At 51.5% G+C, this 24,846-nt stretch carries 18 protein-coding genes; 12 read left to right on the forward strand and 6 right to left on the reverse strand.

What is annotated here, in order from left to right; genetic code table 11:
- Nucleotides 1-65: 65 nt before the first annotated feature.
- The 3 genes from SFA31_RS09995 to queF all read right to left on the reverse strand — a co-directional run bounded on the left by SFA31_RS09995 (nucleotide 66) and on the right by queF (nucleotide 4,211).
- Complete coding sequence (locus SFA31_RS09995; RefSeq protein WP_322837838.1) at nucleotides 66-1,358, reverse strand: HAAAP family serine/threonine permease; 1,293 nt, start codon at nucleotides 1,356-1,358, stop codon at nucleotides 66-68.
- Nucleotides 1,359-1,899: 541 nt separating this feature from the next.
- On the reverse strand, nucleotides 1,900-3,264 hold the full coding sequence (gene ppnN / locus SFA31_RS10000; protein ID WP_322837839.1) for a nucleotide 5'-monophosphate nucleosidase PpnN: 1,365 nt from the start codon (nucleotides 3,262-3,264) through the stop codon (nucleotides 1,900-1,902).
- Between the two features lie 98 nt (nucleotides 3,265-3,362).
- Nucleotides 3,363-4,211 carry an NADPH-dependent 7-cyano-7-deazaguanine reductase QueF gene (gene queF / locus SFA31_RS10005; RefSeq protein ID WP_322837840.1) on the reverse strand — a complete coding sequence of 283 codons (849 nt, stop codon included), beginning with the start codon at nucleotides 4,209-4,211 and terminating at the stop codon, nucleotides 3,363-3,365.
- A gap of 65 nt (nucleotides 4,212-4,276) precedes the next feature.
- On the opposite strand from queF, the gene syd reads away from it, so the two are divergent.
- The 5 genes from syd (at nucleotide 4,277) to SFA31_RS10030 (ending at nucleotide 9,170) form a co-directional block, all read left to right on the forward strand.
- The gene (syd, locus tag SFA31_RS10010; protein WP_322837841.1) at nucleotides 4,277-4,822 is read left to right on the forward strand and encodes a SecY-interacting protein; all 546 of its coding nucleotides are present in this window, start codon (nucleotides 4,277-4,279) and stop codon (nucleotides 4,820-4,822) included.
- A 1,394-nt stretch (nucleotides 4,823-6,216) separates the two neighbouring features.
- A complete protein-coding gene (locus tag SFA31_RS10015; protein ID WP_322837842.1) occupies nucleotides 6,217-6,546 on the forward strand; it encodes a YqcC family protein in 330 nt (109 codons plus the stop codon).
- Nucleotides 6,543-7,340: a tRNA pseudouridine(65) synthase TruC gene (gene truC / locus SFA31_RS10020; RefSeq protein WP_322837843.1), complete on the forward strand. Its 798-nt coding sequence runs from the start codon at nucleotides 6,543-6,545 to the stop codon at nucleotides 7,338-7,340. Before SFA31_RS10015 ends, truC begins: the two co-directional genes overlap by 4 nt.
- A gap of 3 nt (nucleotides 7,341-7,343) precedes the next feature.
- Entirely contained in the window at nucleotides 7,344-7,793 is a 450-nt protein-coding gene (locus SFA31_RS10025) for a flavodoxin (RefSeq protein WP_322837844.1), read from the forward strand.
- Nucleotides 7,794-8,024: 231 nt separating this feature from the next.
- Nucleotides 8,025-9,170 carry a glycerate kinase gene (locus tag SFA31_RS10030; protein WP_322837845.1) on the forward strand — a complete coding sequence of 382 codons (1,146 nt, stop codon included), beginning with the start codon at nucleotides 8,025-8,027 and terminating at the stop codon, nucleotides 9,168-9,170.
- A 142-nt stretch (nucleotides 9,171-9,312) separates the two neighbouring features.
- Here the strand turns inward: SFA31_RS10030 and barA are convergent, their stop codons facing one another.
- A complete protein-coding gene (gene barA / locus SFA31_RS10035; protein ID WP_322837846.1) occupies nucleotides 9,313-12,072 on the reverse strand; it encodes a two-component sensor histidine kinase BarA in 2,760 nt (919 codons plus the stop codon).
- Between the two features lie 56 nt (nucleotides 12,073-12,128).
- On the opposite strand from barA, the gene rlmD reads away from it, so the two are divergent.
- The 6 genes from rlmD (at nucleotide 12,129) to queE (ending at nucleotide 20,875) form a co-directional block, all read left to right on the forward strand.
- Entirely contained in the window at nucleotides 12,129-13,427 is a 1,299-nt protein-coding gene (gene rlmD, locus SFA31_RS10040; RefSeq protein WP_322837847.1) for a 23S rRNA (uracil(1939)-C(5))-methyltransferase RlmD, read from the forward strand.
- A gap of 174 nt (nucleotides 13,428-13,601) precedes the next feature.
- The gene (relA, locus tag SFA31_RS10045) at nucleotides 13,602-15,833 is read left to right on the forward strand and encodes a GTP diphosphokinase (protein ID WP_322837848.1); all 2,232 of its coding nucleotides are present in this window, start codon (nucleotides 13,602-13,604) and stop codon (nucleotides 15,831-15,833) included.
- 100 nt (nucleotides 15,834-15,933) lie between these two features.
- Nucleotides 15,934-16,725: a nucleoside triphosphate pyrophosphohydrolase gene (gene mazG / locus SFA31_RS10050; RefSeq protein WP_322837849.1), complete on the forward strand. Its 792-nt coding sequence runs from the start codon at nucleotides 15,934-15,936 to the stop codon at nucleotides 16,723-16,725.
- Between the two features lie 224 nt (nucleotides 16,726-16,949).
- Nucleotides 16,950-18,587, forward strand: a complete 1,638-nt coding sequence (gene pyrG / locus SFA31_RS10055; protein ID WP_322837850.1) for a glutamine hydrolyzing CTP synthase — start codon at nucleotides 16,950-16,952, stop codon at nucleotides 18,585-18,587.
- A gap of 170 nt (nucleotides 18,588-18,757) precedes the next feature.
- Nucleotides 18,758-20,056: a phosphopyruvate hydratase gene (gene eno, locus SFA31_RS10060; RefSeq protein ID WP_322837851.1), complete on the forward strand. Its 1,299-nt coding sequence runs from the start codon at nucleotides 18,758-18,760 to the stop codon at nucleotides 20,054-20,056.
- Nucleotides 20,057-20,203: 147 nt separating this feature from the next.
- Nucleotides 20,204-20,875 (forward strand): 7-carboxy-7-deazaguanine synthase QueE, encoded by a 672-nt coding sequence (gene queE, locus SFA31_RS10065; RefSeq protein ID WP_322837852.1) that lies wholly within the window; start codon nucleotides 20,204-20,206, stop codon nucleotides 20,873-20,875.
- 38 nt (nucleotides 20,876-20,913) lie between these two features.
- On the opposite strand, the gene SFA31_RS10070 is transcribed toward queE, so the two are convergent.
- Both SFA31_RS10070 and SFA31_RS10075 read right to left on the reverse strand, forming a co-directional pair.
- Complete coding sequence (locus SFA31_RS10070; RefSeq protein WP_322837853.1) at nucleotides 20,914-22,392, reverse strand: FGGY-family carbohydrate kinase; 1,479 nt, start codon at nucleotides 22,390-22,392, stop codon at nucleotides 20,914-20,916.
- A 27-nt stretch (nucleotides 22,393-22,419) separates the two neighbouring features.
- A complete protein-coding gene (locus SFA31_RS10075) occupies nucleotides 22,420-23,724 on the reverse strand; it encodes an MFS transporter (RefSeq protein ID WP_322837854.1) in 1,305 nt (434 codons plus the stop codon).
- 320 nt (nucleotides 23,725-24,044) lie between these two features.
- On the opposite strand from SFA31_RS10075, the gene SFA31_RS10080 reads away from it, so the two are divergent.
- Nucleotides 24,045-24,830 (forward strand): SDR family oxidoreductase, encoded by a 786-nt coding sequence (locus SFA31_RS10080; protein WP_322837855.1) that lies wholly within the window; start codon nucleotides 24,045-24,047, stop codon nucleotides 24,828-24,830.
- Nucleotides 24,831-24,846 lie beyond the last annotated feature (16 nt).

The following is a 24,846-nucleotide window of genomic DNA, read 5'->3' on the forward strand; positions in this document are numbered from 1 at the left end:
TGCTTCCGGGATATCTGTCATGCAGGATCGAATAGCGGCGCTGCTTATGGGCAGCGCCGGGATGATTAATTAGCCAGTGAGAAAAAGATGGCGGAGATGGCGATAAGCCCCATGATGACGACAAATACGTTGCTGATGTGGCCACTGTATTTGCGCATTGCCGGAACTTTATGGATCGCGTACATCGGCATCAGGAACAAAATCATCGCAATAACCGGGCCACCGAGGGTTTCAATCATTCCAAGGATGCTGGGGTTCAGCGTAGCCACGATCCAGGTCGTAACCAGCATAAACAACGCGGTAATACGGTTTAATTTGTGGGTTTCGATGCTCTTACCGCGACCGCGCAGCGATTTAATCACTAACCCATTAAAACCTTCACGCGCGCCCAGATAGTGTCCAAGGAAGGATTTAGTGATAGCTACCATCGCGATAATCGGTGCCATCCAGGCGATAACCGGTGCATTAAAATGGTTCGCCAGGTACGACAGAATCGAAATGTTTTGCGCTTTTGCTTCCGCTAAATCCGCCGGTGACAGGCTGAGTACGCAGCTAAAGACGAAGAACATCACGGTTAATACCATCATGATGTGCGCGTAGGCCAAAATGCGGGAGCATTTTTTCTCTGCGCCTTCGCCATATTCTGCACGCTTGGCAACTGCAAAAGAAGAGATGATCGGCGAGTGGTTGAAGGAAAAGACCATAACAGGAATCGCCAGCCACAGCGTCATTAACAGGCCGCTGCTGCCCGATGCGGCGCTATTGCTCAGAGATAAAGTATCCAAAGCCGCGCTGCTCCACTGAGGAATAAGGTAGCAGGCCAGCAGCATCAGTACCGCGACAAACGGGAAAACCAGAACACTCATGGCTTTAACAATCATTTGTTCGCCAAAGCGCACGATAGTCATCATTCCCACAATCAGGATCAAAGAGAGCACTATGCGCGGCGGAGACTGTAGCCCTAATTGATGCGTTATAAAGCTATCAACTGTATTGGTGATCGCTACGCTATACACCAGCAGGATGGGATAAATAGCGAAGAAGTAAAGCAGGGTGATGAGCTTGCCCGCGCCGACGCCAAAATGCTCTTCCACGACTTCGGTAATATCTTCGCCGGGATTTTGACCCGAAAGGACAAACCGGGTGAGGCCACGATGCGCGAAATAGGTCATCGGAAAGGCAAGGATAGCCATTATGATGAGCGGAATAAGGCCGCCGACACCCGCGTTAATTGGCAGGAAAAGTACGCCTGCGCCAATTGCCGTTCCGTAAAGGCCCAGCATCCACATAGTGTCCGTTTTACGCCAGGAGCGCTGTGTTTCAACGGCGGTAATTGTGCCAGTTTGAGTGGTATCCATTGTCGTTCTCCAGAAGAGCGAATATTACCTGGTATTAGTTAATCACAGTAAAAATATGCGTGACCATAAAATGAAATGCTGCGTTAAGCGGGATTATTGTAATTTTTACCCGTAACTATTAACGGGCGGAAAGATACCGACTCGTCGTAAAACTATCAGTGATCTCGATCTCAAATGCTTTAATATACCTTTTACCCCGTGATTGTTGGTATTTTGTTCTAAATTTGTTCCCCTTCTCTCAGAAAATAGCTCTTACACATAATTATTTATTGTATTTAACCCGCTGAAAACGCGCAGTGTATGCGATTTAGTAGAGTAATTATGTGAAAATATGGTATTGAAAGAGAAAAGAGGTAAATACGCATATTTTATACATTTTGATATGAAATGACGCTTCTTTACAAAAAAGTACGCTCTGAAGAGGAGGTTACCTGTTGTGTAACCCTGTTCGCCTGGTGGAGGAAAATACTGGCGCAGGGCGTGGAAGTCAGCATAAATGTGAAATGCGGCCCCGTCGGAGGAGCCGCTGACGAAATATCAATTAGGTACAAATTTCGTAGCAGGGAATATAGGCGCTACCGGGGAGTTTCATACGATGCTGAGCGACAAAGCCCTGCAGTAGATCGTCCATGCGTTGCATTAAACGCGCATCTCCGTGAATTTTATACGGGCCGAACTGCTCAATGGCGTGGATGCCCACTTCTTTAACGTTGCCTGCCACGATGCCCGAAAACGCTCGGCGCAGGTCGGCTGCCAGCTCTTCTGCAGGTCTGTCTGGGTAAAGGTTAAGATTCGCCATATTTTCATGCGTTGGAAGGAACGGCATCTGCAGTTCCGGCGCAATACGTAGCGACCAGTTAAAACCGTAGGCATCTCCGGTTTCGCGACGGTTCTCTTTCACCTGTGGCATCGCTTTCTTCATTTTACGCGCCACGCTTTCCGGATCGTCGATAATAATTTCGTAGTGGCGCCGGGCCTGCTCGCCAAGAGTATTCACCACAAATTCATCCAGCACGCGGAAGTAATCGGCGCTTTCTTCAGGGCCAGTGAGGATCAGCGGTAATACCTGATGTTGGTTATGTGGGTTCATTAAAATCCCCAGCAGATAAAGCAGTTCTTCCGCGGTACCAACCCCTCCCGGGAAGATAATAATGCCGTGGGCGACGCGGACAAACGCCTCAAGGCGTTTCTCGATATCAGGCATGATGATTAATTCATTAACCAGTGGATTAGGCGGCTCGGCGGCGATAATCGACGGTTCTGTCATCCCGATAAAACGTCCGTCTTTGTAGCGTTGCTGAGCATGGCCAACGGCGGCGCCCTTCATTGGCGCTTCCATCGCGCCGGGGCCGCAGCCGGTACAAATATTTAGCTCGCGCAGACCAAGTTCATTTCCCACGCGGCGAGCGTATAAATATTCGTGTTCGTTAATGGAGTGTCCGCCCCAACAGACCACCATATTCGGAGCCTCGCCTACGTGAAGCGCGCGCGCATTGCGCATAATGGCAAACACTAAATTGGTGATATGAATGCTGTTTTCCAGATTCAGATGCTGATAATGCCCTGCGGATGAAATCTGACCGTTAACAAACAAAATGTCACGCAGTACGGCGAACAGGTTAGCCTGGAGCGAGCGGATGATGCGCCCGTCAACGAAGGCTTTCTCCGGAGGATTAATCAGCTCCAGTTTTACCCCGCGTTCACGACGCAGCACGTTAATATCAAAGTCTTTAAAACGCGATAGCAGCTCTTTACTGCTATCGGTCTGGCTGCCGGAATTTAGAACGGCGAGAGAACAGTTGCGAAACAGTTGGTACAGATCGCTGCTGGCGGTGCGCTTGAGCATATCGACTTCCAGCTGCGATAGCATATCCATGGAACCAAGAGGGCTGATATGTGTAATCAAGTAGACTCCTTATGGGGCGAAAATGCGCGCCCGCTGGAGTTACAATAGCTTCGCGTAGCCTTATTTAACAACCTGCTGCTTTAAAAAATGGCACATTGTTACTGTCGGGGCAGCCTGCCGGGCGCCGGGGTAAAGTCGGTATTACTACGCCAGGGGTTGATATCCAGCCCGCCGCGACGCGTGTAGCGTGCATAAACGCTGAGCGATTCCGGGTTACAAAAACGCTGAATATCCATAAAGATACGCTCGACGCACTGTTCATGAAACTCATTGTGATGGCGGAAAGAAACCAAATAGCGGAGCAGCTTTTCCCTGTCAATGCGCGGGCCGCGATACTGTATTTGAACCGAACCCCAGTCGGGCTGATGTGTTATCAAACAGTTTGATTTCAATAGGTGGCTCACAAGCGTTTCATTAACAATCAAGCGGTTGTCGCCGGCTCCGGAGAGATGGTCGGCATTAAAGGTATAATCGTCGATTGTGACTGGCCGATCGTCGATAATTTCGCCAGCAAAAGCGGCCAGCGGGCTTCCCTCAATATCCTGTAATCGCTGTAGCGTAACGCGTACCTCGCCCTGTGCGCAGGCCTGTAAATCACGCTCCAGCGCGATTTGCACCTCTTCCCAGCTTGCGAAGCGCGTCTGATTAAAGCTATTCAAATAAAGCTTGAAACTTTTAGACTCAATCAAATTCTGACTATCGGCGCAAAGTTCAATGTGACCAATGGCGACCTGCGGCAGACCGTGCGTATTGAGCCAGGAAAGTTCATACAGCGTCCAGATGTCCGCGCCGTGAAATGGCAGACTATTGGCTTGCAATCCCAGCGGATCGCGGTTTAAGGCTCGTGGGACTGCCTGTAACAGCGTCGCATCATAAATATCGCGATACTCGGTGTGCTTTCCGAGCGTCAGAGAATTCAGAGTCAGATGGTTATCATATTCGGCCATGTTTCACCTTATAAAAGCGGGTACACTTGGCGCGTAGTGTAGCTTACCCGGTCAGGAGAGAGAAATTGAACGATACGCAGCGGGCATTGTCCGATTTAACTGAGCGTTACTGTGACGCATGGCGTCGCCATAATGGATGCGGTCCTTATAGTGAAGCGCTGCTTGGCATACCTTCACCGTGTACAGTAAGCCAGGATGAGCGCGGCGTATTCTGGCTGCCTCAGCCTTTTTCAATACGGCCAGGCCTTGATGCGGTAGAGCGCGCTATTGATATCCAGCTTCAGGAGGATGCGCAGAATTTTTACTCTACTCAGTTTGCCGGCGATATGCAGGTCAGCCTGGACGGACGGGCGATTACGCTGCTGCAGACATGGAGTGAAGATGATTTCCGACGGGTGCAGGAAAACCTGATTGGGCATTTAGTAATGCAGCGTCGTTTGAAACAAACGCCGACGGTCTTCCTTGCGACAACGGAAGATGATATGGAAATCGTGTCTCTATCAAACCTCACCGGAGAGGTTATCCTTGAAAAACCAGGAACAGCACAGCGAATAATACTCGCCCCCACGCTGGCACTTTTCTTATCGTTACTTGTCCCCATAGTTTGCTGACAGAGTTTCCACCTTAACTGTGTAGGAGATCTCTTACACTGTATGTGGGAAATAGCTGTCCACGGAGCCGGTATATTTCTATGCTTTAGATATTTTTTATATAAATATCATATAATTATGTTGTTATTTCTATGTTCCCAGGCCGTAAGCCTTAAATGAACTTATTTCAGGTACCTTGTAAGGCAGGCGGATATCAGCGAATCTATGCCCATCGACACGGAGCGTTGAACAGCAAGCAGATATCAGGATGATGTCTCTTCTGAAAGGACTACGCCGGAGTGGCGCTGCAGGGAAGTGCTTCAGGACGAAGCGAAGGACCAGCGCGGGATAAGCGTTAAAGGACACCTCCAGGATGGAGAATGAGAGCCGGACGGGACAGAAGGCGGATCATGAAGATCACAGCGTGCGTCAGGATGGCGTAACGTACATTAGGATGATGAGCAGGAAGCAAGTGCGAAGGACAGCGGGCCAGGAAGGTCAAAGGAAAAGTTGTCACGGATGAGCAGGGAGCACTGAAGGTAGCTGGATTGCTGCAAAACGAACCGGAGGGCGCTGATTTTTCAGCGCCCTCCCTTTTTTATGGGGCAGTTTGGTTGTTGACAGAATGCAGGCGCTCTGAAAAAATGCACTTAAAATCTATCTTTTCTCTCTATGTACATGCCTTCTCGCAGCCCCGGCGATTCATGGCAGTTTTTACCCCTATCGATTGTAAGATATCTCTCACAGCCACTGTGGGATATCGCTGTTTACTTTAGGGGCTTATTCTTAACTGTGTTCAACTTTACCATTTAATATCAATAGATTAAAAAATAATGTCCGTAGTTGACAGATAGTGCGGCTGGTAAGAGTTATCTGAGTGTATTGTAAGTTGGGCGGATATCAGCGAATCTATGCCCATCGACACGGAGCGTTGAACAGCAAGCAGATATCAGGATGATGTCTCTTCTGAAAGGACCACGCCGGAGTGGCGCTGCAGGGAAGTGCTTCAGGATGAAGCGAAGGAACAGCGCGGGATAAGCGTTAAAGGACACCTCCAGGATGGAGAATGAGAGCCGGACGGGACAGAAGGCGGATCATGAAGATCACAACGTGCGTCAGGATGGCGTAACGTACATCAGGATGATGAGCAGGAAGCAAGTGCGAAGGACAGCGAGCCAGGAAGGTCAAAGGAAAAGTTGTCACGGATGAGCAGGGAGCACTGAAGGTAGCTGGATTGCTGCAAAACGAAACCGGAGGGCGCTGATTTTTCAGCGCCCTCCCTTTTTTTATCGGTATTCAGGCCGTTTCGAGGGCATGTTATCCTGTGCGTTATTCCTGTTGACGCAAATGCCGAAACACTTCTCAAGTCTCGGATACTTATGCGTCATGTCGCCAGTAAAATGTAGCGAGGTCTTATGAATCGCCATAACGAAGTGCGTCAGCGGCTGTTACACGTAGAGCACGTTCTGCGTGAGCGTCAGCTTTGGCAAGGGGAAGCGCCGGGCATCGAAGCGCTAAATAGCGATCAGCCGTTTTGTATGGACACGCTCACCCCGCACGAATGGCTGCAGTGGGTACTGCTGCCCCGAATGCACGCATTATTGGATGGCGATCGCCCACTCCCCGTTGCTTTTGCCGTATCGCCTTACTTTGAAATGGCGCTGGATGTCAGTAATCCCGAGCGTGAAGCAATACTGGAAGCGCTTCAGGAGCTGGATGCGCTATTTGACGGTGAAAACCCATGATAGAAATTATCTATCAGGATGAATGGCTAGTGGCGGTTAATAAACCTTCCGGATGGCTGGTGCATCGTAGCTGGCTCGACCGCCATGAAAAGGTAGTGGTCATGCAAACGGTGAGGGATCAGATTGGGCGCCATGTCTTCACCGCACACCGCATTGATCGCCCAACATCAGGCGTATTGCTCATGGGCCTGTCGAGCGAGATGGGGCGCGAGCTGGCACAGCAGTTTGAAACACATCGTATTAAAAAACGCTATCACGCGATTGTGCGCGGCTGGCTACAGGATGGAGCTGAACTCGATTATCCCCTCGTTGAAGAGCTGGACAAAATCGCAGACAAATATGCGCGCCAGGACAAAGCAGCCCAGCCTGCCTTGACGCAGTACCGGGGGCTTGCGACGAGTGAAATGCCTGTTGCAGTAGGGCGCTATTCCAGCGCCCGCTATAGCCTGGTAGAACTCATGCCTAAAACCGGCCGCCGTCACCAGCTGCGTCGGCATATGGCGCACCTGCGTCACCCCATCATCGGCGATACCAAACATGGCGATCTGCGGCAAAATCGCGCTGCGGCGCTGCATTTTGGCTGCGATCGTTTAATGCTACACGCCAGTGAAATGCAATTAATTCATCCAGCGACCGGCAAGCCATTGCAGCTACAGGCCGGGCTAGACTGGCCGTGGATGCAGGCAATATCCCATTTTGGCTGGTCTGGCGTTATCCCCGAAATAGAAAGGGTTGCGTTTCCACAAATGAATCTTCAGGATGACATCACGATAGCCGATGGCAGGGAGAGATAAACAGTGGCGGAGATAGGCATATTCGTTGGTACAGTGTATGGCAATTCGCTATTAGTGGCAGAAGAGGCACAGCGAATTCTGAGCGAACAAGGGCATCAGTCCACCGTGTTTGAAGAGCCGTCGCTCCAGGACTGGCAGCGCTATGACGGACTTTATACGCTGATTGTAACGTCAACCACGGGGCAGGGCGATCTGCCAGATAATATTCGTTCGCTATTTTCCGCTTTGCAGGATGCGGGATGGCAACCGACCATGCGCTACGGCCTAATAGCTCTGGGCGACAGTAGCTATGAGCGGTTCTGTCAGGCGGGGAAACAGTTCGACGCCCTACTGCAGGAACAGGGCGCGTCGCGCATTGGTGAACTACTGACGATAGATGCAACAGAGCATCCTGAGCCAGAAATGATAGCCATTCCCTGGCTAGAGGCCTGGGCGAGCAGTTTGTCAGACTGAATGAATGCGCCATGGCTGCCGGGCGCTGCCCCGGCGAACCTGCCCCTGCTCTGATTTTTATTTCCTCACTTTGCCTGCAGCACCTGTCTTCTATTATTCATAACAGTACGGTGACTGCGGTGCTACGCTCATTGCTGCCGTTGTCCAAATGAAATCATTGCGCCATATATGCTCAAAATTTTGCGTCTGTTTAAGCAAGGCATCCGGCGAAGTGATGATAAAGGAGATGCCATGAAAATCGTGATTGCCCCTGATTCCTGGAAGGAGTGTATGAGCGCAATGGATGTAGCCCGTAATATTGCTGACGGTATGCGGCAAGTATTTCCTGGCGCGCAATACGCACTGCTGCCAATGGCCGATGGTGGTGAAGGCACGGTTAAAGCGCTGGTGGAGGCGACGCGGGGGCGCCTGGTTTCGGTAAGTGTTACCGGGCCGGAGGGAAAGCCCGTAGCGGCGTTTTATGGGCTTTCCGACGACGGACATTGCGCTTTTATTGAAATGGCCGCTGCCAGCGGGCTGGCACTGGTGAATAAAAAGGACAGGGATCCTATGGTTGCTACGTCGCGAGGGACGGGGGAGCTTATTCTCGCGGCGCTAAATGCCGGCGCGCGCAAATTTATTCTCGGGATTGGCGGTAGTGCCACCAATGACGCTGGCGCTGGCATGCTACAGGCGCTGGGCGTACGGCTCCTTGATAAGCGCGGAGAAGCGCTGCCATCCGGCGGTGCGGCTTTGCTTCAACTGGAACGCATTGATACCTCAGGGCTCGATTCGCGCCTGGCTTCATGCATTATTGAGGTCGCCTGCGATGTTGATAATCCCCTTACCGGGGAAAAAGGCGCATCTGCGGTATTTGGCCCTCAAAAAGGCGCTACGCGGGAAATGGTTGCGCAACTGGACGCCGCGCTGGTGCATTTTGCGCAGGTTGTTCAGCGCGATATGGCAATTGATGTACTGTCGCTACCCGGCGGCGGCGCTGCAGGCGGAATGGGCGCCGCGTTAAGCGCATTTTGTGGTGCAACATTACGCCAAGGGGTTCACATGGTGATGGATGCCCTTGGCCTGGAAACGCAGCTGCGCGACGCCGATATTATTATTACCGGCGAGGGAAGAACCGATGGCCAAACGGCCTGTGGAAAAGTACCGGCCGGCGTGGCGGAGCTCGCAAAGCGATATGCGAAACCGGTTATCATCCTCAGCGGTAGCCTGGAACAGGATGCGGATAGGGTTTATCAGCGCGGTGTAGACGCTATGTTTAGCGTCTTAGCACGCATAGTCACACTGGAAGAGGCGCTGGATGATGCGGCTATAAATATTCGCAATGCGGCAAAGAATATTGCACAAATCCTGGCGATTGGTCAGTCCCTGGGACAGTAATCACCGGCGTAACTCCTTATCTGGCAGGTGAAACCGGGAAATTAACTACGGTTGCGTACCCGCGGGTTTCATTTTCGGAAGCAGGAGGTCCTCCCGCGAGCAACTCCTGCCAGTGCGCCAGCTAATCCCGCCAGAATCTGTTTTATTGCGCCTTCAGGAGAGCTCGCGCTTCCCGGGCCACATTTTCCATTTCATCCTGTAACTCCAGCAGCTCTGGTTCTAAGTCTTCCGGCGCGATGCCGCTGCGCAATTGCTGTTCCAGTAGATGACAAAGATTTTTGAGGCGCGGCACGCCGCTGTAGCCGCAGCTACCGTGCAACTTATGAATCATATCCACTAGCCTTGCCGGGGATTTCCCCTCCAGCTGTGCTTCAACCTCGCTGTGTACATCAGGTAAAAATGCCAGCAGCATATGCAGCATGTCCTGGGCTAAATCCGGTTTATTGGCGGCCTGATACAGCGCCAGATCCCAGTCAAACGTCGCATTGTGATTGACCACTGGCGCTGTCGGCTCCTCTGCAATCATGGGGATACCGCCGCCGGGCTGGTAACGCATTAGCAGCGTATGAAGTTTTTTCTCTTCAATGGGTTTTGCCAGATAATCGTTCATACCCGCGCTTAATAATTTCTCTCGCTGGCCGGCCATGGCGTGGGCAGTCACCGCAATAACCGGCGTATGCTGGTGCTGTGGCAATTGATGGATCAATTCACAGGCCCGAATTCCATCCATATCCGGCATTTGTATATCCATTAAGACAAGATCGAATGACATCTGGCGTGCGCTTTCCAGCGCCTGCGTCCCGCTTTCACACAGGACAACGCTCTGCACTTTGTCTTCCAGCAGCGCACCGATGAGTTTCAGGTTCGCCGGGTTATCATCGACCGCCATCACCGTCATCAATAGCCGCGCGTCGCGCACGCCGCGATCGATAATCGGAGTAGCCAGAGAGGCGCAGTGTTCCAACAGCAGCGGCGTCAGGCGCGTGGGCGTTACCGGTTTTGGTAAACAGGCCGTTGCACCATCGCGTTTGAGCAACTCGGTATTTACGCGAGCCTGACTCGGTAGCGCCAGTAGCAGACAGTTGGTCATGGTGGCGGCTTTAGTTATTTTGGACATCAGCGTGGTCTGTGGATTGCGCAGCGTTACCGGAACACCTAGCAAAATACAGTCATAGCGGTCTTCCGGCAGTGCCGATAGCGAGGTGCTGTAAGTAATATGCATCGACATCCCTTTCAGCATATCCAGCGTTCCCTGGGCCGCCGTAGGGTTAGCCTCAACGTAGCCGATATGTTTTCCCGCCAGCGCCTCCTGCGAAAACATATCCGGCACGGCATTCAGATTGAGATCGAGATTAATGTTAAACCAGAAAGTCGAACCGTGCCCTGGCTGGCTGTGGAAGGAGATATCGCCTCCCATTTCATTGACCAGCTTCTGCGTAATAACCAGTCCCAGTCCGGTGCCGCCGTGGCGGCGTGAGATACTGGCATCGGCCTGTCGGAAGGCCTGGAACAGGCGTGACTGATCTTTTTCCGGAATACCAATGCCGGTATCGCGGATCTGCACTTCAATTTGTAATTTGTTATTGCTGATAGCCCGTTTTCCAACAATGACATCCACATTGCCGTTTTCGGTAAATTTAATCGCGTTACCCACCAGGTTGGTAATAATTTGCTGGAAACGAAGCGGATCGCCAATCACGTTATCAGGGACATCGTTTTTAATATCCAGCGTCAGTTCCAGTCCTTTATCATGCGCGGAGTGCGCCAACAGCGACACCGTTTCGTCCAGCGTGGTGCGCAGCAGGAAGGGAATACTTTCCAGAATAAGTTTACCGGCCTCAAGTTTAGAAAAGTCGAGCACGTCGTTAATAATAGTGAGCAGGTTATTGGCTGAACGCTCGATGGTATTCAGGTGATCGCGCTGCGTAGGGCTAAGATCGGTTTTTAACGTCAGGCGCGTAAAGCCAATCACGCCGTTAAGCGGCGTGCGCAACTCATGAGACATATTGGCCAAAAATTCAGATTTAATTCTGGCCGCCTCCTGCGCTTTTTTCTTCGCCAAATCCAGTTCTACATTCTGAATTTCCATCTGTTCCAGGGTTTCGCGCAGATCTGACGTCGCCTGATCAACATTGTGTTGCATCTCTTCATGATAGGCTGTCAGCGACATTGCCATAGAATTAATGCCGTTTTTCAGCATATCCAGTTCGCCCAGCATGAAACCTTCAACGCAGCTATCAAGCTGGCCACGGCGAATACGATCGACGGTATTAACCATATTACGTATGGGGCTGGTGACGTCGCGCATTAAACGCCAGGCGAAAATAAGCGCAATAGATACGCAAAATAAGACCAGCAGCGTGGAGGTAAATATTTCTTTATATTGCTGCAGACGCACCGATTTAAGATCAAGCTCCAGTGCGACATAGCCCATTGTATTATCCGCCGGCTTTGCTTCGGTTACCTCAGACTCGTCGGGGAAATAGCGTTCTGAGATGATAGGCGTGCGCATTATTAACCTATCTTCGCGCTGAGTAATCGTCAGGCTTTGCGGCAGCGGTGCGCCGTCCGGCAGGCGCAGCAGCGAATGATCCAATTGATAATTGGAGGTAACAAAAAGCCGGTTATTTTCATCGTAAATTGAAATACCGCGTAAAATATCCGAGTGACGGCGGTGCAACACACTCACCAGTTGGCGAATGGATTCCCGGTTATGAAAGCTCATACCATATTCACTGGATACCGCCAGGGGCTCAATAATACTGGCGCCAGCGTCTTCAAGCTGACGCTGTAAATCGTGGTAGCGATGTACCACGAAAAAAATACTGAGTAGCAGGCCGATGAGAACCGTCGGTGCCAGAATCAGTATCATCATACGTGCCCGTAGGCTGTAGTTGGTCATGGGGTTCCGATATGGGACAATTAAGCAAATATTAACGGGTGATTCAGCTTTTTATCATGGCGCAATTCTACTCTGCAAAGCGTCGCGTGACGACGCGCAAGATCATAACTGTTGAGATTACTGACCTGGATGTTTTTGGTCAGGGAGTCGCACGTTATCAGAACAAGACGCTATTTATTTCCGGCGCCTTGCCGGGAGAAACGGCGGACGTCTGTCTTACACAAGAAAAACGTAATTATAGTCTGGGTACGGTTAAACGCCGTTTGAACGATAGCCCCGAGCGCGTTGCGCCCCGCTGCCCGCATTTTGGCGTATGCGGCGGTTGCCAGCAGCAGCATGCCAGCGTGGCGTTACAGCAGGTTAGTAAAAAGCGCGCGCTGGAACGAATGATGAAACATGAGGTCAGTCATATTATTGACGCTCAGCCTTGGGGATATCGACGCAGGGTACGCCTGAGCCTGAAGTATTCTGCGCCAGAGAAAAAACTGCAAATGGGGTTTCGGAAAACGAATTCTCATGAACTGGTCGATATAGGCTGTTGCCCTATTATGGTGCCCGGTCTTGAGGCATTACTGGCCCCGCTGCGTATCTGCCTCGATGCCCTGCAGGGCGCGCGAAGTTTGGGCCACGTTGAATTAGTGCAGGCAGATAGCGGAATACTGATGGTACTGCGCCACACTCAGCCTTTAAGTGCGCATGATAAAGAAAAACTGGAACGTTTTTCGCAAACACACGATGTCGCGCTTTTTCTGGCGGGTGGGAGTGATACCCTCGAATGCCTTTACGGAGACCAGCCTTGGTATGTCTCACAGGGGCTACGTTTACAGTTTAGTCCGCGAGACTTTATCCAGGTTAACGATGCGGTGAATCAGCAAATGGTCGCGCAGGCCATTGACTGGCTGGCGCTGACGCCAGACGATCGCGTACTCGATTTATTTTGCGGTATGGGTAATTTTACTTTACCCATTGCGCGGCATGTCGCAACGGTGACTGGGGTGGAGGGCGTATCGGCGCTGGTGGCCAGCGCGCGTCATAATGCGCGTTACCATAACCTGGAAAATATCAGCTTCTGGCTAGAAGATTTGGATCGGGATGCCGTTCATCAGCCGTGGGCGAGGCAGAGCGTTGATAAAGTACTGCTCGATCCTGCGCGGGCAGGGGCTGCAGGCGTCATGCGGCAGATTGCCGCGCTGGCACCGTCGCGCGTGGTGTATGTTTCCTGCAACCCCAGTACGCTGGCGCGCGATAGCGCAGAATTGTGCAGTTCAGGTTATCGGCTAATGGAATTAAAAATGCTGGATATGTTTCCTCACACCGGGCATCTGGAGTCTATGGCGCTCTTTGAAAGGTGCTGAAATAAATTGTCACCTTCCCAGGGGAGATAGTTTGTCTGTTCAGTTGTCTGGATAGACGTTACGCATACGCAGTTTGCGGGAGAAGGTAAAAGCAGCTCAGGTGGATATCGGCGCGGTAAATCGCCGGCCAGGGCTGAGATTAAAGGCTCCTGGAATGCCTGGAAGGAGAAAAGAATGGTTGCGGTAAGAAGTGCACATCTCAATACAGCGGGTGAATTTGTTCCTGATAAATGGGTATCAAGCCTGGGAATCAACGCCCAGGCGTGCGAACGCTTAACTGAAACCTGGCATTATTGCGAACAACAAATTAAGGGGCATCCGCAGGCATCTCTGCTGCTATGGCGCGGTGTCGAAATGGTCGAAATTCTGTCAACGCTGAGTATGGATACGGATACTCTGCGCGCGGCGCTGCTTTTCCCGCTGGTGGACGGCGGTGCGGTTACTGAAGAAGTTCTGCTCGAAAGCGTCGGGCAACAGGTGGTCCACCTTATTCACGGCGTGCGCGATATGGACGCTATCCGCCAGCTTAAAGCGACGCATACCGACGATGCGGTCTCTTCTGAACAGGTAGACAACGTTCGGCGCATGCTGCTGGCGATGGTGGATGATTTTCGCTGTGTAGTGATAAAACTGGCCGAGCGCATAGCGCATCTGCGCGAAGTGAAAGACGCGCCTGAAGATGAACGGGTACTTACGGCGAAAGAGTGCACCAATATTTATGCGCCACTGGCTAACCGTCTGGGTATCGGGCAGTTAAAGTGGGAGCTGGAAGACTACTGCTTTCGGTATCTGCGGCCTACCGAATATAAACGTATCGCAACGCTGCTGCACGAACGGCGCATTGATCGCGAGCATTACATCGATGAATTTGTAACCCGCATGCGCCAGACCATCAAAGAAGAAGGTGTGAAAGCGGAAGTCTACGGGCGACCAAAACACATCTACAGTATCTGGCGCAAAATGCAGAAAAAGCATTTGTCGTTTGATGAGTTGTTTGATGTGCGCGCGGTGCGTATCGTGGCTGAAAGATTGCAAGATTGCTATGCGGCACTGGGAATTGTGCATACGCTCTATCGCCACCTGCCGGATGAGTTCGATGACTATGTAGCTAATCCTAAGCCCAACGGTTATCAGTCTATTCATACGGTTGTGCTCGGTCCGGCCGGTAAAACGGTCGAGATACAAATTCGTACCAAACAAATGCATGAAGAGGCCGAACTGGGCGTTGCCGCGCACTGGAAATACAAAGAAGGCGGTGTCGCGGGCGTTCGTTCCGGCTATGAAGATCGCATTGCCTGGCTACGCAAGCTGATTGCCTGGCAGGAAGAGATGGCTGACTCGGGCGAAATGCTGGATGAAGTGCGCAGCCAGGTTTTTGACGACAGAGTTTATGTATTTACGCCAAAGGGTGACGTGGTGGACTTACCCGCAGGCTCGACCCCCCTCGACTTTGCCTATCACATTCACAGCGATGTCGGGCACCGCTGCATTGGCGCGAAAATTAGCGGGCGCATCGTGCCATTTACCTATCAGCTGCAAATGGGCGATCAGGTTGAAATTATCACTCAGAAGCAGCCGAATCCGAGCCGTGATTGGCTAAATCCTAATCTGGGATATATCACTACCAGCCGGGGGCGCTCGAAAATTCACGCTTGGTTTCGTAAACAGGATCGTGACAAAAATATTCTGGCAGGGCGGCAAATTCTTGATGATGAGCTGGCGCATTTGGGCATCAGCCTCAAAGAGGCAGAAAAACACCTACTACCGCGCTACAACTTTAATGAGATGGATGAATTGCTGGCGGCAATCGGCGGCGGTGATATTCGTCTGAATCAAATGGTTAATTTCCTGCAGGCGCAGTTTAATAAGCCCAGCGCTGAAGAGCAGGATGCCGCTGCGCTAAGGCAATTGCAGCAAAAAACCTATGCGTCGCAGCAGCGGTCTAAAGAAGATGGGCGGGTTGTGGTGGAAGGCGTCGGTAACTTAATGCACCACATCGCACGCTGCTGTCAGCCGATTCCGGGCGATGAGATTGTGGGGTTTATCACCCAGGGGCGCGGGATTTCAATTCATCGCGCCGACTGTGACCAGCTAAGCGAACTTAAAGCGCATGCGCCAGAACGTATTGTGGACGCCGTCTGGGGGGAGAGCTATTCCGCCGGTTATTCGCTGGTTGTGCGCGTCAGCGCCAACGATCGCAGCGGATTACTGCGTGATATCACCACCATTCTCGCTAATGAAAAAGTGAATGTACTGGGCGTCGCCAGCCGTAGCGATACCAGGCAGCAGATAGCGACCATTGATATGACTATTGAAATCTATAATTTGCAGGTGCTGGGGCGCGTATTAAGTAAATTGAATCAGGTGCCGGATATCATTGATGCGCGGCGCTTGCACGGCGGATAAAAATCAGCGGCGCCGGCGCGGCAATAGCGTTTTGGCGCTGATATTTCCGGCTCGTCAGGCGCACCGTGCCATGGACGAGACAGTAAAGTCAGGGAATCATATGAATCAAATAGAACGTCTTCTTGGCATTATGCAGCGCCTGCGCGATCCGCAAATCGGCTGCCCATGGGACAAAAAGCAGACCTTTTCATCGATAGCGCCCCATACCCTGGAAGAAACCTATGAAGTGCTGGATGCGATAGCACGCGAAGATTATGTGGACTTACGCGGTGAACTGGGTGATTTACTTTTTCAGGTAGTATTTTATGCACAGATGGCTCAGGAACAGGGCCACTTTGATTTTAATGATATTTGTGCGGCAATAAACGACAAGTTGGAGCGCCGCCATCCGCATATCTTTGGTACGGCATCGTTTACTGACTCTGAAGCGATACTGGCGAACTGGGAACAGACTAAGAGCGCCGAACGCGCTGAAAAAGCACAATTCTCCGCGCTGGATGATATTCCTGAAGCGATGCCGGCGCTGATGCGCGCGCAAAAGATTCAAAAGCGGGTTTCCGCCGTCGGATTCGACTGGACTACCCTAGGGCCGGTAGTGGATAAAATCCATGAAGAGCTGGATGAAGTCATGTATGAAGCGACGCAGGCCGTCGTCGATGAGCGTAAGCTTGAAGAAGAAGTGGGCGACCTGCTATTTGCAACGGTGAACCTGGCGCGACATTTAGGCACTAAAGCAGAAATGGCTCTGGCGCAGGCTAACCATAAATTTGAACGCCGCTTCCGCGAGGTTGAACAAATCATTGCCAGTCAGGGGCTGCAAATGGAGCAGGCTTCATTAGCGCAAATGGAAGACGCCTGGCAGCAGGTTAAACGTCAGGAATATGATATATAACGTCTTTTTATATCCAGATGGAACTATTATCAATCGTGGGGAACAACTCGTTGATTTACATCAAAAACATTTCTCCCATAATCATTAATTTCTCTGGTTTCGCGCTGCGGCTGTGCCGGGTAAGCGGCGAAGAAGGAATGTTTGTGGGAGCCTTGCTGTTCGGGTATACTAGTTTCCCGTCTTGGTTATTCCATCGTCCTTAAACCTAACTTCTCAGGTTCAGCATGACAACGAACTATATATTTGTGACCGGCGGGGTCGTTTCCTCTCTGGGCAAAGGCATTGCCGCAGCTTCCCTCGCAGCTATTCTTGAAGCGCGTGGCCTCAATGTGACCATCATGAAGCTGGATCCCTACATCAATATCGATCCGGGTACCATGAGTCCTATCCAGCACGGGGAAGTATTCGTGACCGAAGACGGCGCTGAAACCGATCTGGATCTGGGTCACTACGAGCGCTTTATTCGCACCCGCATGACGCGCCGTAATAACTTTACCACTGGGCGTATTTACTCCGATGTACTGCGCAAAGAGCGTCGCGGCGATTATTTGGGCGCGACGGTGCAGGTTATTCCGCATATCACCAACGCCATCAAAGAACGCATCATTGAAGGCGGCGAAGGCCACGATGTGGTTCTGGTCGAAATTGGCGGAACGGTCGGCGATATTGAATCACTGCCTTTCCTTGAAGCCATTCGTCAGATGGCGGCAGAAGTTGGTCGCGAGCATACGCTGTATATGCACCTGACGCTGGTGCCTTATATGGCTGCTTCCGGTGAAGTAAAAACTAAGCCGACCCAGCACTCCGTAAAAGAGCTACTCTCGATTGGCATCCAGCCGGATATATTGATTTGCCGCTCTGACCGCGTCGTTCCTGCTAACGAGCGCGCGAAAATCGCGCTGTTCTGTAACGTTCCCGAGAAAGCTGTGATTTCTCTGAAAGACGTCGATTCCATATATAAAATTCCTTCCCTGTTGAAATCCCAGGGCCTGGATGATTATATTTGTAAACGATTCAGCTTGAACTGTCCCGAGGCAAATCTGTCTGAATGGGAGCAGGTCATTTATGAAGAGGCGAATCCGGCGGGTGAAGTCACCATTGGGATGGTGGGGAAATACATTGAACTGCCCGATGCCTATAAATCGGTTATTGAGGCGTTAAAACACGCGGGCCTGAAGAATCGCCAGACCGTGAATATCCGCCTGATTGATTCGCAGGACGTTGAGACCCGCGGCGTCGAAATGCTAAAAGGGCTGGATGCTATCCTGATCCCTGGCGGCTTTGGTTATCGCGGCGTAGAAGGAAAGGTGGCTACCGCGCGCTATGCGCGTGAAAACAATATTCCTTACCTGGGCATTTGCCTGGGAATGCAGGTGGCGCTTATTGAATTTGCCCGCGACGTAGTGGGGATGGAAGGCGCCAACTCAACTGAATTTGTGCCAGACTGTAAATATCCGGTGGTAGGCTTAATCACCGAATGGCGTGATGAGAACGGTGAACTTGAGGTGCGTACGGAAGAGAGCGATCTTGGCGGAACAATGCGCCTTGGTGCCCAGCAGTGCCAGCTCTCTGACGATAGTCTGGTGCGCCAGATGTACGGTTCGCCGACCATTGTGGAACGCCATCGTCACCGCTATGAAGTTAACAATCTGCTGTTGAATAAAATTGAAGCGGCCGGCCTGAGGATCGCGGGTCGTTCCGGGGACGATAAGCTGGTTGAAATCATTGAGGTGCCTAATCACCCGTGGTTTGTCGCCTGCCAGTTTCACCCGGAATTTACCTCAACCCCGCGCGACGGGCATCCGCTGTTTACCGGCTTTATCAAAGCGGCCAGTGAATACCAGAAGCGGCAAGAGAAGTAAGATAGTTAATACTGACAGCGCGCAGCCATGCGCCAGTCTCAGCGCAGCCTGACTCAACGAGTTGGTGAGAGCGCCAAAGAGGCAAGCCGGAATGGCGGTAATATGAAAGTACGGTCGGCGCGCTGTTAATACGGAGTTTTAGTTTAACTAAGTGACTTGAGGAAAACCTAATGTCCAAAATCGTTAAAGTCATCGGTCGTGAAATCATCGATTCTCGTGGTAACCCGACTGTTGAAGCAGAAGTTCATCTGGAAGGTGGTTTCGTAGGTATGGCTGCGGCCCCGTCAGGTGCTTCAACGGGTTCCCGTGAAGCGCTGGAACTGCGTGACGGTGACAAATCACGTTTCCTGGGCAAAGGCGTAACCAAAGCCGTTGCGGCGGTTAATGGCCCAATCGCTGAAGCTGTGATGGGTAAAGACGCGAAAGACCAGGCTAACATCGATAAGATCATGATTGATCTGGATGGTACCGAAAATAAATCTAAATTCGGCGCGAACGCTATCCTGGCCGTTTCTCTGGCCGCCGCTAAAGCTGCCGCTGCTTCTAAAGGCATGCCGCTGTATGCGCACATTGCTGAACTAAACGGCACTGCGGGTAAATACTCAATGCCGGTTCCGATGATGAACATCATCAACGGCGGCGAGCATGCGGATAACAACGTCGATATCCAGGAATTCATGATCCAGCCGGTGGGCGCGAAGACGGTGAAAGAAGCCATCCGTATGGGCTCTGAAATTTTCCATCACCTGGCGAAGGTCCTGAAGTCTAAGGGCATGAACACGGCCGTTGGCGACGAAGGCGGCTATGCACCGAACCTGGGTTCCAACGCAGAAGCGCTGGCCGTTATCGCTGAAGCAGTAAAAGCTGCAGGCTATGAGTTAGGTAAAGACATCACTCTGGCGATGGACTGCGCGGCTTCAGAATTCTACAAAGACGGTAAATACGTGCTGGCCGGCGAAGGCAACAAAGCGTTTACCTCTGAAGAGTTCACTCACTTCCTGGAAGATCTGACCAAGCAGTATCCGATCGTTTCTATCGAAGACGGTCTGGATGAGTCTGACTGGGACGGTTTTGCCTACCAGACTAAAGTACTGGGCGACAAAATCCAGTTGGTTGGCGACGACCTGTTCGTTACTAACACCAAGATCCTGAAAGAAGGTATTGAGAAAGGCATCGCTAACTCCATCCTGATCAAATTCAACCAGATTGGTTCTCTGACCGAAACTCTGGCTGCTATTAAGATGGCGAAAGACGCGGGCTATACCGCTGTTATCTCTCACCGCTCCGGTGAAACTGAAGACGCAACTATCGCCGACCTGGCGGTAGGTACTGCGGCTGGCCAGATCAAAACCGGTTCCATGAGCCGTTCCGATCGCGTTGCTAAGTACAACCAGCTGATTCGTATCGAAGAAGCTCTGGGTGAAAAAGCGCCGTATAACGGTCGTAAAGAGATTAAAGGTCAGGCGTAATCGTCTTTCCTGAATTACGAATACCGGCCATTTGGCCGGTATTTTTTTGCCCTGCGGTTAGCCGGGTGCGATATACCGCGCCAATCCGGGCTGATCGTTTGCGCTTAATCTGCGATACTTACCGTTTGTTCTTCAACAGAGATAATTATGCAGTACCCCATCAACGAGATGTTCCAGACCCTACAAGGCGAGGGTTATTTTACCGGCGTGCCCGCCATTTTTATTCGGCTACAGGGATGTCCGGTCGGCTGCCCCTGGTGCGACACCAAACATACCTGGGACAAGCTTGCTGACAGGGAAGTGTCGCTATTCAGCGTTTTGGCGAAAACCAAAGAGAGCGATAAATGGGGAGCGGCAACGGCGGAAGAGCTGCTTACGGCTATCGCGCGTCAGGGCTGGACGGCGCGCCATATCGTTATTACAGGCGGCGAGCCCTGCATTCACGATCTTACGGCATTGACCCATTTACTGGAGCAAAATGGCTATCGCTGCCAGATTGAAACCAGCGGCACGCATGAAGTACGCTGCTCTCACGATACCTGGGTCACCGTCTCGCCAAAGGTTAATATGCGCGGTGGTTATGAAGTACTGTCTCAGGCGCTTCATCGCGCTAATGAAATTAAACATCCGGTGGGGCGCGCGCGCGATATCGAGGCGCTGGATGAGCTGCTGGAAACGCTTACCGACGATAAGCCGCGCGTAATTGCGCTTCAGCCTATTAGCCAGAAAGAAGAGGCTACCAGGCTGTGCATTGACACCTGCATTGCGAGAAACTGGCGCCTGTCGATGCAGACGCACAAGTATTTAAACATCGCCTAAAAGAAGCCGCCGGCGCGAATCGCTACCGGCTTACTGTGTCAGGCATTAGACCAGCTTTGAATGCTCTCTTCCTCGTTAACCTCTCCGTGAAAAATAGCATATGACTTTTTCAAAATCGGATCGGTATAGCGGGGGAGCTCTTTAAATATTCCCTGGTTTATCGCCGCATAGCGTTCGACATTTTGCCGCACAGGCTCAAAAATGTCTTTGACGTGTACCATCTTACGAATAGCGTCTTCGTAAGAAGGATAAAGCCCCAGCCCGACGGCCGTATTAATCGCGGCGCCCAAACTTGCGCAGCTATTGATGGTATTACGTTGGGTTGGCAAATTGAAAACATCGGCGAAAATCTGCATAAACAGGTCGCTGTTAGAGCCGCCGCCGGTAACAATAAGCCGGCTGGCGTAATGGTTCATCTCGCCCGCCATACTGTCGTAGTTATTCTTCAGCGTCATCGCAATGCTTTCGAGTATTGCCCGATACATCCAGGCATAGTCCATAGTGGCATTAAAGCCGATAAAAATTCCGCGTTTATAGGGTTCCCAGGGGTTAGTTAACCAGTCCAGCACCGCCATCAGGCCGTCACAGCCCGGGGAAACCGCGCTGGCCCTATGATTAAGATAATCTTCCGGCGATACGCCGCTGGCCGCCGCTTCTTTTAACAGCGATTCGCCCAGCATGTCCCGCAGCCAGCTCACGGTCCACATTCCTCTGCGGATGCCGTAGCCTTCGTACAGCAAGGTTTCCGGAATGGAAGACATAATCGGCCAGTAGTGAACCGGATCGGTCGGCAGGGCTTTACCGTTCATCATCAGTGCGATATAGGTGCCCAGCGAAATGACCACGGTCTTATCATCTAATAGCCCTGCGCCCAGCGCTTCTACCGGCTTATCGCTGGTAGTACATACCAGCGGCAAATCGCAGGGAAAGCCCGTAACCTGCGCGGCCTGTGAGGTAATTTTCCCTAACACCGTGCCTGGCATCTGTACGTCAAATAGCATCTCTCTGGGGATTTGAAACTTGCGTATAACCTGCGGGTCACGGCTCCAGTCCCAGGTCTGGTAATCCACCGGCCACTGCCCAAAATAGTTAGCGATATTGTCTTTAAACTCCCCGGTCAGGCGATGGGTTAAATACCCGGAAAACGAGGTAACCCAGGCAACGCTACTGTCGGCGTGCTCATACGGGCGCGTCACGCGGGCATCCTGCCAGCTAATTAGCTGCGCGGCCGGTGTACCGTCGGCTTTAAGCAGCGCGCGGCAGCAGCGAATAGAACCCAGCCCGATGCCGACGATATCAGCAGGATCGCCGGTAAACTGACGCATCAGATCTTTCCCGGCGCAGCACAGGGAGGTCCATAAATCGTCATCCGGGTGCTCGACGGTGTCCGCATCCGGCGTGTACATCGGCTGGAGCGCTCCTTTACCTTCGCAAATCACGTTTCCATCGAGATCGTACATGACGACCTTCGTGCTTTGGCTGCCGCCATCAATGCCAATGATGTATTTTTTGGACATCGCCATTTCTCCTTTATGCCTGTGATGTCATGCGGTTTCGCGCGCCGGGGGAGGCGTCGTCTCGGTCTGGCTATCGCGCGCGCCTGCCGCGCGTATTTTTCTAAATAGCAAAAAAGTAAAAACAATCACCATGCACATTGCGGCAAGTCCCATCAGCCACATATTGCGATAGGCCTCCGCGGCGGGCAGCGTATCCTGCCAGCGGCCAACAATCGGGTAGACAAATACGTCAGGTAAGAAGCCGATAACGGAACAAATTCCTACCGTGGTGCCCATAATAAAGGTTGGGGTTTTCGCTTCTCCGGGGCAGGCAAAATAGAGGCCGCGCGAGGCATAGCATGTGAAGCCAAGCAGCAGGATGAGCGTAATACCAATGGCGACAGACTGGGGATGGCGGTTCGTTGCCAGCAGGGCGATAAGCGTTAGCGCGCCAATGGTCGCCAGAATCTGAATCACGCGCGTGGGGGATTTCACCCGGCTATAAGTTGTAATCAGACCGCCCAGCGGCCCGCAAATCGCGCGGAAGATTTTATTAATCACGATGCCCATATAGCTGGCGGCGACCAGCGACATCCCGTACATTTCGGTAAGATAATTGGTGGAGTAACTCAGGATGGCGTAAATCGTATACACACCGAAGATAATCATGCTGCAATACCAGGTGGTACCAATGCGCAGTACGGAAAGGATATCGCCAATCTGAAACGTTTTACTATGCCTGCTCTCGGCCTCATGCTGCCGACTATCGCCATCGCTAACAAAAAACCAGCACAGGATCCCCAGCAGAAGATAAACAGCGCTGTAAATAAAAATAACGGTTTTCAGGCTATTGGGATTATCCGGGGCGAAGCGTGAGAAAACCCACATTGTAAATACCGCCAGCGACATGACGCCCACGCCGCGTAGCCCTTCCATCCAGCCCATAATTTTCCCTTGTTCGCTATGCGAGCCGAGCATCGAGGCGGCTTTAATCGAGACCGACCACAGCATCAGGATAGTAGTGACGGCGAACGCGACCTGAATAATAAGCATCATCCACAGCGGTGGATAGGTCATCATAATAAGTCCAAGTAACCCGGTAATCACCATCGCAGAGGTAATCATTTTGCGGTGTGAAAACTTATCGGCAATAACACCGCTTGGTGCATATAAAATAATGGCGGTAATGCCGAACGTGCTCATAATTAGGCCGATTTCGGTATTACTGAATTCCATGAATTTTGCCATGGGTATTTGATAGATATAACGCAAATAAGCTAAGTCGAAGCTGACGCCGCCGCTAAAACTAATAATGGCGAGCGTTATCCAGCGTCTATATGAGTGTTGTTGCATAGCATATTCCCGTTTTTATTGAGCAAAAAAAAGAGAAAAGTAAGCCGCCCTTTGTGGGGCAGATTACTTTTCTCATCGTCTCTAGTAATGGCGACTACAAATAGCATGTCGATGATAATGACGATGTGAGAATAATCACGCTTCTCTCTTTTACTGAATTAAAATATGTGCGATAAAACGCTGTGATTCTCGTCACGTTCAATGCTTGGTGGCTGTGTTAAAAATTGCGCTCAGTTGCCAGAGAATATGAGAAAGGCGACTTCCCTCTTTTGGGGGAAGTCGCCTTTCTTTTTTTTGCTTAAAGGAATACGGAGCCAGCTATGTCAATCGAATCTCTCAATGCGTTTTCAATGGATTTCTTCTCGCTAAAGGGCAAAACCGCTATTGTGACCGGCGGCAACAGCGGCCTCGGGCAGGCATTTGCGCTGGCGCTGGCGAAAGCAGGCGCTAACCTATTTATCCCAAGTTTTATTATGGATAACGGCGAAACCCGCGAGCTAATTGAACAGCAGGGCGTTCAGGTTGAATTTATGCAGGTGGATATCACCGCCCCCGGCGCCCCGCGCGATATTATCGCCGCCTGCTGTGAACGATTCGGCAGCGTGGATATCCTGGTGAATAACGCCGGTATTTGTAAGCTTAATAAAGTGTTGGATTTTGGTCGTGCGGACTGGGACCCAATGATTAACGTTAACCTGACCGCCGCGTTTGAATTAAGTTATGAAGCGGCAAAAATAATGATCCCCCAGCAGAGCGGTAAAATTATTAATATTTGCTCTCTTTTTTCTTATTTGGGCGGCCAGTGGTCTCCGGCTTATTCAGCAACCAAGCACGCTCTTGCTGGCCTAACGAAATCTTATTGTGATGAACTTGGACAATATAATATTCAGGTTAATGGTATTGCGCCCGGCTATTACGCAACGGATATTACTACCGCCACGCGCAGTAATCCGGAAACCAATCAACGCGTGCTCGATCATATTCCCGCTAATCGTTGGGGAGATACTCAGGATTTAATGGGGGCCATGGTATTTCTCGCCAGCCGCGCATCAGATTACGTGAATGGGCATTTATTGGTCGTCGATGGCGGATATTTAGTCCGTTAATTCTTCCGGGCCTTTA

Origin of the sequence: Erwinia sp. HR93 (genome assembly GCF_034555055.1) — a bacterium.
In the GTDB taxonomy this organism is placed as follows: Bacteria; Pseudomonadota; Gammaproteobacteria; order Enterobacterales; family Enterobacteriaceae; genus Apirhabdus; species Apirhabdus apintestini.